The organism is Campylobacter sp. 2014D-0259, from assembly GCF_008000505.1.
Classification (GTDB): Bacteria; Campylobacterota; Campylobacteria; order Campylobacterales; family Campylobacteraceae; genus Campylobacter_D; species Campylobacter_D jejuni.
Map to the genome: position 1 here is coordinate 1 of NZ_VOAQ01000012.1, position 14538 is coordinate 14538.

Below are 14538 nucleotides of genomic sequence, written 5' to 3' on the forward strand. Positions count from 1 at the left end.
TACTTTATATATAAATCCTATGTTTATTTTTATTGTTGTTTTAGATGGTGTTTGAAATAGTGTTTAAAAAAGAGTTTGCTGCTGGTTAGGGTTTTTAGAGAGAATAGGGTGTTTTTAGGGTTTGGAAAGTTTAATATATTTGTATGGATTGTATAAATTTAGTTCTTTTAAAAAAGTTGTTTGGGTGATCGGCTACTTGGTTTATTGATAGAATTTTAAATAAAAAATAGAAATTAATATATAAATTCACGATGAAATTGTTAATTTTATTAATTATTAAGTTTAATTAACATAAACTTTATATATAAAAGTTAATATAATTTAAATAAGATAATTTATATCTTAAACTATTTATTTCATAATTATATTATCTTAAAAATTTTATTTATAAGGTGTATCTTATGAAAAAGCTTATTTCTAAGGGAAAGGTTTTAACCCTATTACTTGGGGTGGGATTTGCTTTAAATGTGAGTAGTGCAGAAAATTCAAATGTTCTTATTCAAGGAGAAGCTGCACAAGATGGCGATACTAAACCAAGAACGCTTGAGGGTTATGTGCACCAAGAAGATGCGTTTTTTAAATATCTTAAAGAACATCATCCTATGTTTAAATATGAAAAAGAAGGTCGTATAGTAGGTAAATATGCTATTAGTGATAGGGAAGAAGAATATGTAGAATTTTCTAATGGTCCTACTTTTGCACAGCAAAACAATCTAGCTCATACTTCAGTGACTTATCGTTTAGGAATGGAATCTTTTTTAGATTTTCCAAATAAATTTGTAGGTCCAAAAAAATGTGGTGAATGTCATCCTGCTCAATATAAAGCTTGGGAAAGATCACGTCATGCAAAAACCGTTCGTTTTCCTGATGAGTTTGAAGAAGTAGGAAATGATTTAAAAAAACCTATGTATAACTCACAATCTACTATTTTACCAGATGGAATTTATCCTGATGATGTCTATGCTGTAATTGGAACACCTAGAACAAAATATGGTTTTATTGATAGATGGTTGGTTCGTGGAACTTATCATGTTGAAGATGGAAATCTTAGTAATATGACAGGAAAAATTGTAGCTGGCGGCAATCAATTCTCAAGGCTTTGGAGTGAGTTTTTAACACCTGAAATGACCAAAAAAATAGCAGAATTTTCTCCAGGTTTCCCTACTACTATGGAACAATTTGGAGGTAATGGCTCTCAAGTTTGGGGAACAAATTCTTATGCAGCACAATATCGTAAAAATATGCTTTTTCAGCCTGCAAGTTCTTATTGCGAAACCTGTCATAGTTTTAAATTTGATTTTAAAAGCAAAGAAGAATTTTATAAAGCTTTAGGAAATACTCAAGAGCTTAGAAAACATACAATTTCAAAAGGTATTTCTTGTGAAGAATGTCATGGTGCAGGTGCTCATCTTTATGGTGCTAGAGGTGCAGGTATGCCATCAAACTGCGAAAGATGTCATCAAAGATTTTCTTATAATGAAGAAGATGCTAAGAAAAATCCTAGAAAACCATTTAATGCCTTCTTCAAATCTAGCTGTCCAGCTTGTGGAACTGAAGGTGCGCAAATGTATAGTTCAGCTCACTATGATAAGGGTATGAGATGTTCTACTTGCCACGATCCTCATGAGGTTACTTTCAATGATTGGAAAGATGGATATACTAAAGTAGGGCTTAAAAAAACTTGTACAGATTGTCATGACACACAAGCTAGCTTCTTTAAACAAGGAGGAATTCATTCAAAAGATAATTGTACAGCTTGTCACATGCCAAATATGATGAGTTGTGAAAACTTTGGAGCAGTTCAAAATCCCGATAAAGGTGGATTTGATAATGTTAGAGCTTCTCACATTTGGAAAATAAAAGTTGATAAAACTGCTAAAACTCTTAATCCGCCAGAAGGTAAAGAAAGATCTCCAAAAACTTCAGGATGGACCATCGCTAGAGATGATGATGGAAGATTTTTCCTTGATTTAATGTGGGCTTGTGGACGTACAAGTTTTAGTGATCCAAATTTAATGGGGCCAGGTGCAAGTGGATGTCACAGTGCGGTTCAGTCAAATTTACCTAAAAAACTTCATTTTACAGATCAAGAGACTATCTACGACATTGTTGTAGGTTGGCAAAAACCTGTAAAAGATGGATATGAAAATATTCTTAAAGGCGTGAAAGAAATTGATAAAGCTATGGCTGAAAATCCTAAACTTTCTGTAGAGAAAAAATCTCGTGTTATTACTTTGGCAAATCAAGCAAGGGCTATTGCAGAAAAATTGCAAAAAGATGGTTCTTGGGGTGTGCATGGTCCCGTTTACTCCAAAAAAATAGTAGATGAGGCTTTGGTTTATATACAAGAAGCTAAAAATATTTTAAAATAAAATTTTCGCCCATTTTTTGGGCGAGTTTAAGGAGTAAATTTTGAAACAAAGTTTAATAAAATTTATATTGCTTGCTGTTTTTTGTTTTTCAACCCCTTTTTTACTTGCCGACGGAAAAATTCAAATAGGTATAGTTGAAGGTGTAACTCCTATCAGCATGAAAGATGCTGAAAAACTTTTAGGGCAAAAAAATGTATATTTTGTGGATGTTAATTCCAAGGAAGAAAGAGAAGTTGCAGGTAATATACCTAATGCTGTTTTAGTTGATGCGCAAAATTGGCAAAATTTATTACCTGATGATTTTAATGCAACTTTAATTTTTTATGGGTCGAATCGTTTTACTTTTGATGCTTCTAATATTGCAAATTTAAGCCAAAAATTAGGCTATACCCATGTTTATGTTATGTTAGATGGTATAGAATCTTGGGTGCTTTCTGGAAGAAAAGTTCAAAAAGAACAAATAGAAAAATGGCAAAACGCTAAAAATTTAGATGATTTTAAAGATAGCATTCATTCAAGAATGTATTTTGGAGATGTTCCAAGTTGTAGGGATTGCCACGGAAAAGGCGAAGATAAAAAATCTATTCGCTACAATAATGCTGCAAATTTAGATCTTATCAATAAAAACTGCGCAAGTTGTCATAAAGATGTAGATAAAGAATTTAAACACAGCATTCATCAAAATATCAGCCAAATACAACTTGATAAAGATGGAAAAAAGAAAAAAATTCCAACTTGTACTACTTGTCATGATATCCACAACAACGATCCGTTAATGAATGCAATGACCTTAAAACAAAGAAGTGATTTTAAATGCGGTGAATGTCATCAAGATAAACAAGATCGCTATCATGATACTTTTCATGGTAAGGCTATGGTATTAAATAGTCCTGGTAGTGCTCCAAAAATCGCAGCCTGTTATGATTGTCACGGCAAACACAATATTTTAAAAGTTGAAGATTTAAACTCAACCCTATCGTCTTTAAATCGTGTTCAAACTTGTGCACAATGTCATCCAAATTCTAATGAAAATTTTGCCAATTTTATTGCACATGCTGATCATAGTGATGGAGAAAACTATCCTTTACTTCACGGTGCTTATATCTTTATGACCGCTTTAGTGATAGGAGTTTTTGTATTCTTTGGTTTGCATACTTTACTTTGGAGTATAAGACTGATTTTAGCAAGACTTTCACATCCTATAGAATGGAAAAAAGCAAAAGAAAATGCACACAATGACAAGATTTTAATCAAACGTTTTTCAACCTTCCATAAAATTCAGCATTTCTTTATGGCGGCAAGTTTCTTAGGGTTAGCTTTCTCAGGTTTGCCACAAAAATTTTATACCGCTCCTTGGGCACAAACCATGATAGATCTTATGGGCGGACCAATCGGTGCAACCATAGTGCATCATATTAGTGCTATTGTTATGTTTATAGTCTTTTTCTCTCATATTGGAGAAATCATACTTGTAAACTGGAAAAGAAGAGATTTAGTGCGTGATCCACAAACAGGAAAACTTGATAAAATGAAAATTTTAAAAGCCCTTTTTGGACCTGATTCTTTAATGCCAAATTGGCAGGACTTTAAAGATATGAAAGCACATTTTAAATGGTTCTTTGGCATGGGTGAAAGACCACAATTTGACCGCTGGACTTATTGGGAAAAATTTGACTATCTAGCAGTATTTTGGGGTATGTTTGTTATAGGACTTTCAGGATTGGTTTTATGGTTCCCTACTTTCTTTAGTGCCTTTTTACCAGGTTGGATGATCAATCTTTGTTCTTTAGTGCACTCTGATGAAGCTTTACTTGCAACAGGATTTATCTTTGCAATCCACTTCTTCAATACTCATTTTAGAGCAGATCGCTTCCCTATGGATATGGTAATTTTCTCAGGAACCCAAAGTGAAGCCGAGATTAAACAAGAAAGAAATGCGTATTATCAACGCCTAAAAGAAAGCGGAAGGCTTGAAAGTTTATATGAGAAAAACTCTAAATTTAATTCTTATAAAGGCATTGCTAAATTAGCAGGTTATTTGATGCTGATTACAGGAATGATCTTTTTATTCTTGATGATTTATGCTTTTATAGTGGATTTATTAAAATAATAATTGCCTAGATTTTCTAGGCAATTTTAAATGAAAGGATTTGATGTTAAAAAAACTGATTTTAGGATTTATAATATTGTTATTTTGTGCTTGTAATGATGAAAAAATAGATGAAAATATTCTTTCTAAAGGAACAAAAACTACAGAACAATACAAACAAGATGCAAACAATCTTGATCTCAACTCTTACAAAGAAATCGCAGAATTTTTTAAAGACAATCAAAATATTGTTTTTTCTGACAAACCTGTGCTAATTATTTTTAGTGCAAATAATTGTGTTTATTGCGATAAATTAAAACACGAAATTCAAAATGACAAAGAAGTTCAAAATATCTTAAAAAACACATATAATTCTTATTATATCAATACAAGTTATCATAAAATTCATAATTACGACAATAAAAAAACAAGCACAGAAGAACTTTCAAGAGAATTTAATATAGACGCTACGCCTACTTTGGTATTTTTCACTCCTAAACATAAAACTTTACTGATTTATCCTGGTTTTATGAGTGCTAAACGCCTTGCTTTGACTATGGAAATTTTAAAAGATGAAAAAAATCAAAAGCTTAATGAAGATGAGCTTTTTAAAACACTTTTTCTAGCATACAAGGAAAAAAATGTTTAAGAAAATCTTTTTTTCCTTTTGGATGAGTCTTATTTTGCTTTTTATCTATGCGCTTTCTTGTGCAGTAGCGACTTTTGTCGAAAATGATTTTGGCACAAATGCTGCTAAAGCCTTAGTTTATAATGCTTTATGGTTTGATATCTTACACCTTTTGCTTTTAATCAATCTTATAGGTATTATTTTTATACACAAACTTTTACAAAGAAAAAAATATGCTTCCTTGCTCTTGCATAGTGCTTTTATAGTAATTTTACTTGGCGCTGCAATCACGCGTTATTTTGGCATAGAAGGAGGTATGCACATTAGAGAAGGACAAAGTTCTGATATCATTGTGACAAGAGATGAATTTATAGCCTTAATGCTTTATAATGATGAAGGTAAGGTTGTAGAATATCAATCCTTTGGAGTAGCTTTTAATCCTTTACTCCATAATAGTTTTGAAAAAAAAGTTTCCATGCAGCAAAATAAAACTATAAATTTAAAACTACTTGATTATGAAAAAGCTCCTAATGCAATGAGCAATCCTATCATCAAAATGCAAATTTCTTTTAATAATGAAAGCAAAGAAATTTTACTCACTCCAAATTACAACAATGAAAATGTTTTACCTTTTAGATTAGGAGGTGAAATTTTTGCACTCAACTGGGGTCCTGAAGAGATTAAACTGCCTTTTTCTTTGGCTTTAAAAGATTTTATCCTTGATCGCTACGCAGGTTCTATGAGTCCTTCTTCTTATGCTTCAGATATCGAAGTGATCGATCAAGATAAAAGTTTTGAGTATAAAATTTTTATGAATAATGTTTTAGATTATGGCGGATATAGATTTTTTCAAAGTTCTTATGATCAAGACGAACAAGGCACCATACTTTCAGTCAATAAAGATCCTGGAAAAATTCCAACCTATATAGGCTATACTTTGCTGACTTTAGGTTTTTTATGGATTTTATTTGCTAAAAACTCAAGATTTCAAAAATTATCAAACTATCTTAAAAATCAAAAAAATCTTTTATTAATTCTTTTTTGTCTTTTTGCTTTTAACATAAAAAGTTTTGCCGATGAAAACACCTTAAAGCTTATACAAAATATCAAAGAAAATTCTGCAAAACATTCTATGCTTTTTGGAAGCTTACTTGTGCAAGACTTTGATGGCAGGATAAAACCTATCGATACTTTAGCGATGAATTACATCCATAAAATTACCAAAAAAAATGATTTTTTAGGTTTAAACTATAATCAAATTTTTCTTGGTATGATGATGTATCCACAACATTTTAGACAAATAAAAATGATTAGCGTAAAAACTGCAAAGCTAAAAGAAATTTTAGGCGTGGATAAAAATGAAAAATATCTTGCTTACGATGATGTTTTTGATGGAGATTTTTACAAACTTTCAAACTATATAGAAGAAGCAAATCGCAAAAAACCTGCTCTAAGAGATCAGTTTGATAAAGATATTTTAGCTCTTGATGAAAAAATCAACACCGCTTTTTATATCTATAGCGGAGAAATTTTTAGAATATTTCCTGATCCAAGCCAAAAAACCTATACTTGGTATTCTCCTGCTACACCTATGCCTTTTGATTTAAAGGATATAGAAAATATACAAAGCTTATTGGCAAAATATTTTTTTGATTTTGAACAAGCTCTTAGTACCAAAGATTTTTCTAAAGCCGATGAAAGTTTAGAAAGACTTAAAAATTTCCAAAATTTTTATGGATCAAATCTTATCCCTACACCTACTCAAATTTCTTTAGAGCTTTTTTTAAATCATTATAATATTTTTGACAATCTCACCCCTATTTATCTTTTACTAGGTAGTATGCTTTTTATCTTATTAGTCTATGAAATTTTAAGCCTTAAAAAAGCTCCAAAAATGCTTAAAAATGCCATTTTTATTCTCATTGCTTTAAGTGTTTTGGCTCATGCTTTAGCTTTAATCTTTCGTTGGTATGTAGGAGATCACGCTCCTTGGAGTAATGCTTATGAAAGTATGGTTTATATAGCTTTTGCTTGTGCTTTTGCGGGACTTGTTTTTTATAAAAGATCTTCTTTAGCACTTTGTACTGCAAGTATTATGGCTGGAATTTCTCTTTTTGTAGCACATCTTGGTTTTATGGATCCACAAATTACAAATCTTGCGCCCGTTTTAAAATCCTATTGGCTTAATATCCATGTTTCTATCATCACTGCAAGCTATGGATTTTTAGGACTTTGCTTTTTGCTTGGAGTATTTAGCTTGATTTTATTTATGTTAAGAAATCCAAAAAAAGCTCAAATAGATCAAAGTATTTTAAACTTACATTGTATCAACGAAATGGCGATGATAATAGGACTTGCTTTACTCACTATAGGAAATTTCTTAGGTGGAGTTTGGGCAAACGAAAGCTGGGGAAGATACTGGGGTTGGGATTCTAAAGAAACTTGGGCTTTAATTTCTATTATTGTTTATACTATGATTTTACATCTTAGATTTATCTCAAAATTTAACAATCCTTACGCCTTTGCAAGTGCGAGTGTTATAGGATTTTATTCTATTTTGATGACTTATTTTGGGGTAAATTTCTATCTTTCAGGATTGCATTCTTATGCAACAGGAGATCCTGTGCCTGTGCCTAAATTTTTATATTTTTTCATTGCTTTTACAGTGATTTTAATTTTAGGAGCATTTTTTAAAAGAAAACTTAAAAGTCCTGCATAAATTTACCCTTGAAATTTCAAGGGTAAATAAGAAGTTAGAATTCTTTTCTTGTATCCATAGAGCCTATGATTTTTCCAGTTTTTGGATCGACCATGATAGCATTTACATCACCCATATAAGGTTCTTTTGTGATTTTATAGCCCATTTTTTCAAGATTGTTTTGCACATCTTTGATGATTCCAAAAGGCTCTGTTCTGATTTCATCAGGTAGCCACTGCATGTGAAATCTTGGAGATTCTACCGCTGTTGATATATCCATTTTATGATCGATCACATTTGAAATCACTTGTAAAACTGTCGTGATGATCCTAGAACCACCTGGACTACCTACTACCATAAATACTTTTCCATCTTTTAGTATGATAGTTGGACTCATAGAGCTTAAAGGTCTTTTTTTAGGTTCTATAGCATTAGCTTCTCCGCCTACAAGTCCGTATAAATTTGGCACGCCTGGTTTGATTGAAAAATCATCCATTTCATCATTGAGTAAAAACCCTGCCCCTTCAACCGTAGCACCTGAACCATAACTCGCATTGATCGTATAGGTAATGCTTACAGCATTGCCTTTGCTATCTAGTACAGAATAATGAGTGGTATTATGTCCTTCGTGAATTTGTCCTAAACCAGGTTTTACTTTTGAGCTTGGTAAAGCCTTATCTTTTGGAATTTTTGCATAAATTTCTTTAGCGTATTCTTTGCTTGTAAGTTTATCAAGTGGGATTTTTACAAAATCAGGATCGCCCATGTATTCTGATCTATCCGCATAAGCTTGACGCATAGCTTCAGCCATTATGTGTAAAGTTTTAGAGCTTGCAAAGCCTAAATTTTCTATATTGGCATTTTCCATGATATTTAAAATTTCGATGATATGAGCACCCCCACTGCTAGGTGGCGACATGGAAATGATATCATAACCCCTATAAGTGCCTTCTACAGGTTTTCTCCAAATAGCTTGGTATTGTGCTAGATCTTCTTTAGTGATAATGCCTTTGTTTTTAGCCATATCCGCTGCTATTAAATCAGCGATTTTTCCCTTATAAAAAGCATCAGGACCTTCCTTTGCGATAAGTTTTAAAGTTTTTGCTAGATCTTTTTGGACAAATAAATCCCCGCTTTTATAAGTGCTACCATCTTTTTTAAGGAAATATTTGCTTGAACTAGGAAATTCTTTAAACATATCTTTAGCTTCTAGCATGGTTTGTTCTTGTCTATCATTGATGAGATAACCTTTTTCAGCTAGTTTTATAGCAGGAGCCATCAAGTCTTTTAGTTTCATAGTGCCGTAGCGATCAAGCATAGCACTCATACCTTTAACCGTTCCTGGTACTCCAGCAGCTAGATAACCTATAGTTGAAGCATCTTTTATAATTTCTCCTTTGCTATCAAGATACATATCTCTGCTTGCTTTTAAAGGTGCCATTTCTCTAAAATCAAGCGTGGTATTTTCTCCATTGGCTAGATGAATGACTGCAAAGCCACCACCACCTATGTTTCCTGCTGCAGGATGCACTACAGCCAAAGCATAACCTACTGCTACAGCTGCATCTATGGCATTTCCGCCTTTGTCAAGAACTTCTTTGCCTATTTTATTGGCTAGTTCATGACTTGATAAAACAAGTCCTGTGCCCGTTCTATCTTGTATAGGTGGATTAGCTGCACCAAAACTTAGCGTGATTGAAATCGCAAATATAGCTAAATAACGCATTTTACTCCTTTTTAATGATATATAGAATTATTGTAACAAAACTAGGGGTATTGATAAATTTAAAAAATGATATATTTTTATAAAAATATTTAAAATTTTAAAATTTTGTATCAAATATTCTCATTTTATATAATTATTTTTTTATAAAATTACAAAAAGTAACTTTTAAATTTTATACCAAACTTGAGATTTTTTTGCTAAAATATTTAAAATTTATTGAAAGTGCAATATGAAATTTGAAGCTATAAATGAAAAAGAATTTTTAAATCCCTACCACCGCAAAAAGCCTATCTTAGAAACAGAACTAAACGAATTTATCAAAACTTTAAAAGACTATAAAATAAATTTAGAAAACAATCTCAAAAACAACGAAGATTCCCTTGTGGCAAACGCTCTTAGCAAATTTTTTGAAAATTTATCTTTTCAATGCGAAGTCAAAAGCATACACAAAGGCAACAGCGGTATAGACTTGGCCTTAAAAAAAGATGGTCTTACCCAAGTCATCATCGAAGCAAAATTGCCTAATTCTAGAGAATTTTTTAGCCCAAGCAAACCTAATTGCAAGGCTTTGCATGAGTGCATTTTATACTATCTTCGCGAAAGAAAAGCGTTAAATTCATCGCTTAAGCACATCATCATCACGGATTTTTATAGCTTTTTTATCTTTAAGGCGGATTTGTTTGAAGAGCTTTTTAACAAAAACAAGTATTTTAAAGAAGCTTTTGAAAATTTTGAAAGCAAAAACTCGCTTTTTAAAGGCAATACCGACGAAATTTATAAAGAATTTGAAAAGATTTTAAATGGCGATAGCACTTTAAAAGGGCTTTTTGTGGATTTAAAACCTATCTTAGAACAAGATAAGTTAAGCTTTAGTAAGCTTAAGCCTTTGTTTAAAATTTTTAGCAAAGATTGTTTGCTAGGTGAGTTTAACCCCAACGATGCAAATTCACTCAACAACGCTTTTTACAAAGAACTTTTATATATCTTAGGGCTTTATGAGAGCAAACAAAACTCAAAACTCATCATCACAAAAAGCGAAGAAAGTAAAGAAGAGCAAGGAACTTTCTACACCGCTATAAACTCTAAGCTCAAAGAAGAAAATTTTGAAACCATCTTAAAACTTTTGATCTTATGGCTTAATCGCATTTTGTTTTTAAAGCTTATAGAGTCAAATTTGGTGCGTTTTAATGATGATAAAAATTTGAAATTTTTAAATTTCAAAAAAATCCCTGATTTTGACAAGCTTAGCGAACTTTTCTTTGAAGTTTTAGCCAAAGAAAAAAGCACGAGAAAGAAAAGCGAATTTGCTTATCTGCCTTATCTAAATTCTTCTTTGTTTGAAAAACAAAGCATAGAAAACACACTTGAAATTTCAAGCTTAAGCAATGATTTAAAGCTTTTTTACTATAAAAACACCGTGCTAAAAGATGATAAATGCAAGGCTAAAAAAGGACAAGTGGGGCTTTTGGAATACTTGTTTGAATTTTTGGATAGCTTTGATTTTGGTAGTGATGATGAGCAAAGCGAAATTTTAAGTCAAAAAGAACTCATAAGCTCAAGCGTTTTAGGAAATGTGTTTGAAAAACTCAATGGCTACAAAGAAGGGAGCTTTTACACGCCAAGCTTTATCACTTCTTATATGTGTAAAGAAAGCATCACAAAAGTTGTGCTTGATAAATTCAACGCTCAATTTGATCTTGATGCTAAAGATATAAGCGAGTTAAGAAGATCTTTAAGAAAAGAAGACAAAAAGGCACAAAAAGAGCTTTTAAACTCTATAAAAATTTGCGATCCTGCGGTGGGAAGCGGGCATTTTTTGGTTTCTGCTTTAAATGTTATGTTAAGCATTTATGATGAGCTAAATCTTTTTGATGAAGAATTTTATCTAGAAGTGCAAAACGATGAAATTCTCATCACGGGTAGAAAAGGCGAGTTTATAGAGTATAAACGCCCAAAAACACCTAAAGATAAAGCCCATCTTATCCAACAAGAACTTTTTCACACTAAAAAAGACATCATAGAAAACAATCTTTTTGGTGTCGATATCAACCCAAACTCATGCGAGATTACGAAGCTAAGGCTTTGGATAGAGCTTTTAAAACATAGTTTTTATCAAAGCTTTGATGATGAGACTTATCACGATCTTAAAACCCTGCCAAACATCGATATAAACATAAAATGCGGAAATTCTTTGGTATCTTACTTTGAAACAGGCAAAAGCCTAAACCACTATCCTAACATCAAAGAACGCATGGGCAAATACAAACGCATAGTAAAAGACTATAAAGAAGGCTTTTACACAGATAAAAGCCGCATCAACCAAGAGATAAAAAATCTCAAAATTTCTTTTAAAAATTTCTGCTTTGCGGATAAATTTAAAAAAGAAATGAAAGGCTTTAACGATAAATGTGAAAAATACTCTAAAAAATACGGAAATTTCTTAGCCGTAGATGATGAAAATTTGAAATTCTTTGTTAGTGCGAATTTGACTCTTTTTGACTTTGATGAAAAAGAAGCCACAAAAGAATTTGCAAATCTTAAAAAAGAATACGACAATATCTTCAACCTAGAAAGCAATCATCCTTTTGAATGGCGTTTTGAATTCCCTGAAATTTTGGACGATGATGGAAATTTCAAAGGCTTTGATCTCATCATCGGCAATCCACCTTATATAAGACAAGAGGAGCTTAAAGAACTCAAGCCCCATTTAGCTAAAAATTATAAGGTTTATAAAGGCACGAGCGATATTTATACTTATTTTTATGAACTAGGATTTAATGTTTTAAAAGATAGGGGAGGGGTATTGAGCTATATCACTTCTAACAAATACACGCGTGCAGGATATGGGGAAGCTTTGCGTGAATTTTTGCTTAAAAATGTTAAGTTTTTAGAATACACTGATTTAAACGGCATAAAAGTTTTTGATAGTGCTACAGTAGATACTTCCATACTTTGTTTTGAAAAATCAAAAAGCAAAGATAATAAATTCAAATACCTTGCCCTAAGCAATGAAATTTTAAAAACTTGTGCTTATGACATTGGCTTATATAAGGACTTTGCAGAATTTTCGCAAAATTCTTTAAGTAAAGAAAGCTTCACTTTTAGTGATGAGAATACTAGTGCCTTAAAGGCTAAGATAGAACGCATAGGAACTCCGCTTAAAGAATGGCATGGGCTTAATATATATCGTGGAATTTTAACAGGCTATAATGAAGCCTTTATCATCACCACTGAAAAAAGAAATGAAATTTTAGCAAATTGCAAAGATGAAGCCGAAAAAGAACGCACCGCCAAACTCATACGCAAAATGCTACGCGGACGCGATATAAAAAGATATAGTTATGAGTGGGCGGGACTTTGGGTGATAAATACTCACAATGGTTACAAAAATCAAAATGGAGAAAAAGTAGAAGCGATAAATATAGAGAATTATCCTAGTTTAAAAAAGCATTTTGATGAATTTTATCCACAACTAGAAAAAAGAGCTGATAAAGGCTTGACTCCTTATAATCTTAGAAATTGTGCGTATATCGAAGAATTTGAAAAAGAAAAGATAGTGTATCCGTGTATAATGGCAAAAGAACCTTGTTTTTCTTATGAAACAAGTTTCGCATTTGCAATGGCACCTGCTAATATAATAACTTCAAATTCAGATATTTTAAAATACATACTTGCATTTTTAAATTCTGATTTTATATATTTAATGTTAAGAAAATTCTATATGGGTGGTGGAATAGAAGGAGAGTTAAAAACAAATAATCTAGAAAAACTTCCTATACCAAAAATAAATTCTAAAAATCAAAAATTAGCCGATGAACTTATAAATTTAGTCGATAAAATTTTAAAAGCCAAAGAGCAAGACAAAAACGCAAATACCCAAGAACTAGAAAACAAAATCAATTCTTTGGTTTATAAACTTTACAATCTCACCGAAGAAGAAATAAAAATCATAGAAGGAAAATAGTGGAAAGAAAAATATATAATATTAAGCGAGGCTGGCTTTTTAAAACTAAAAGAGATTTTGCAAAACGATGGAATATAGAGATAGAAGACAGGTTTTATGAGAGATGTATCACTTTAATAGGTGATATTATAAACCCAAAACAATTATCAGAGCTTGAGCAAAAAATATTTTTAATTGTTGGGGAAATTTATAAAGGCGAAAAGAAGTTTTCAGGTGTTATATCTATTTTTAATCATTTTAATGGTTTACATGATTCTTATTTTGCATTTCATGAAACTGCACTTTATAGTTTATTGATGCAACTTAAAGATGTAAAATTTTTAGAGGCATTAGAAAACATAATTAATTTTTGCAAAAAAGATAAAGATGATGAATTTCTTTTAACTTTTAACGATATTGTCCTAATGTCCAATAAGCCTTTTAGATTATATTATAACGATAAGTATGAATTTCATCCTAGCAATATAGAGATTTTTGATCAAGTTTTAATAAATGATGTATTGGAATTTTTAAAAGATTATCCAAAAGCTAAAAAGCAATTATCAGAAGCCTTAAAAATTTTTATAACAAAAGAAAATTATAGAGATGTTGTAGATAAAACAAGATTGTCATTAGAACTTTTTTTAACACAATTGCTTAATAATGAAAAATCACTTGAAAATCAAAAAGATGAAATTTTACGATATTTTGGGAACTTGCTAGATGAAAATTTTAAAAAAATGTTTTTAGAAATTTTAAATTACTATCAGAGATTAAATAATAATAGAGCTAAGCATTGCAAAAGCAATGGTCAAGAATTCAAAGATTATGAGGTTGAGTTTTTGATTTATTTAGTTGGAAATTTTTTACAACTTTTTATGACGTTTAATAAATTTAAAAAATAATTAAAATTAGTGTTATTATAAAAATTATTTTTGAATATAAAAATTTATAATTATAGTTATAGATATATTTGTAAATATGTTTAATATTTTGTTTTTTATTTGAATATTTAAAAAAATGAAAGCTTATAAAATCTTTTGGTTACGATTTATGCTATAATGGTCAGTTTAGTTCTTTTC

7 protein-coding genes are annotated in these 14538 nt (G+C 31.0%); 6 read left to right on the forward strand and 1 reads right to left on the reverse strand.

Annotation, left to right across the window (positions count from 1 at the left end):
• The first annotated feature begins 401 nt into the window (after positions 1 to 401).
• From SR63_RS02100 to ccsA, 4 genes are read left to right on the forward strand one after another with little or no spacing between them, the layout of a single operon-like run.
• Positions 402 to 2372, forward strand: a complete 1971-nt coding sequence (locus tag SR63_RS02100; protein ID WP_002866306.1) for a cytochrome c3 family protein — start codon at positions 402 to 404, stop codon at positions 2370 to 2372.
• Positions 2373 to 2412: 40 nt separating this feature from the next.
• On the forward strand, positions 2413 to 4482 hold the full coding sequence (locus SR63_RS02105; RefSeq protein WP_002866307.1) for a rhodanese-like domain-containing protein: 2070 nt from the start codon (positions 2413 to 2415) through the stop codon (positions 4480 to 4482).
• A 43-nt stretch (positions 4483 to 4525) separates the two neighbouring features.
• Complete coding sequence (locus tag SR63_RS02110; protein WP_002866308.1) at positions 4526 to 5110, forward strand: SoxW family protein; 585 nt, start codon at positions 4526 to 4528, stop codon at positions 5108 to 5110.
• The gene (gene ccsA / locus SR63_RS02115; protein WP_147498341.1) at positions 5103 to 7808 is read left to right on the forward strand and encodes a cytochrome c biogenesis protein CcsA; all 2706 of its coding nucleotides are present in this window, start codon (positions 5103 to 5105) and stop codon (positions 7806 to 7808) included. The genes SR63_RS02110 and ccsA overlap by 8 nt, the downstream gene beginning before the upstream one ends.
• 34 nt (positions 7809 to 7842) lie before the next feature.
• On the opposite strand, the gene ggt is transcribed toward ccsA, so the two are convergent.
• Positions 7843 to 9513 carry a gamma-glutamyltransferase gene (gene ggt / locus SR63_RS02120; RefSeq protein WP_002866311.1) on the reverse strand — a complete coding sequence of 557 codons (1671 nt, stop codon included), beginning with the start codon at positions 9511 to 9513 and terminating at the stop codon, positions 7843 to 7845.
• A 229-nt stretch (positions 9514 to 9742) separates the two neighbouring features.
• Here ggt and SR63_RS02125 point away from each other — a divergent pair, with 229 nt between their 5' ends.
• Together SR63_RS02125 and SR63_RS02130 are read left to right on the forward strand one after the other, a co-directional pair.
• A complete protein-coding gene (locus SR63_RS02125) occupies positions 9743 to 13477 on the forward strand; it encodes a class I SAM-dependent DNA methyltransferase (protein WP_002868968.1) in 3735 nt (1244 codons plus the stop codon).
• A complete protein-coding gene (locus SR63_RS02130) occupies positions 13477 to 14361 on the forward strand; it encodes a hypothetical protein (protein WP_002868969.1) in 885 nt (294 codons plus the stop codon). The genes SR63_RS02125 and SR63_RS02130 overlap by 1 nt, the downstream gene beginning before the upstream one ends.
• The last annotated feature ends 177 nt before the right edge of the window (positions 14362 to 14538 follow it).

Excerpts from the sequence above, each read along its gene's own strand:
- SR63_RS02110 (WP_002866308.1), top strand. The coding sequence starts at position 4,526 with ATGTTAAAAAAACTGATTTTAGGATTTATAATATTGTTATTTTGTGCT.
- SR63_RS02125 (WP_002868968.1), top strand. The coding sequence starts at position 9,743 with ATGAAATTTGAAGCTATAAATGAAAAAGAATTTTTAAATCCCTACCAC.
- SR63_RS02100 (WP_002866306.1), top strand. The coding sequence starts at position 402 with ATGAAAAAGCTTATTTCTAAGGGAAAGGTTTTAACCCTATTACTTGGG.
- ccsA (WP_147498341.1), top strand. The coding sequence starts at position 5,103 with ATGTTTAAGAAAATCTTTTTTTCCTTTTGGATGAGTCTTATTTTGCTT.
- ggt (WP_002866311.1), bottom strand. The coding sequence starts at position 9,513 with ATGCGTTATTTAGCTATATTTGCGATTTCAATCACGCTAAGTTTTGGT.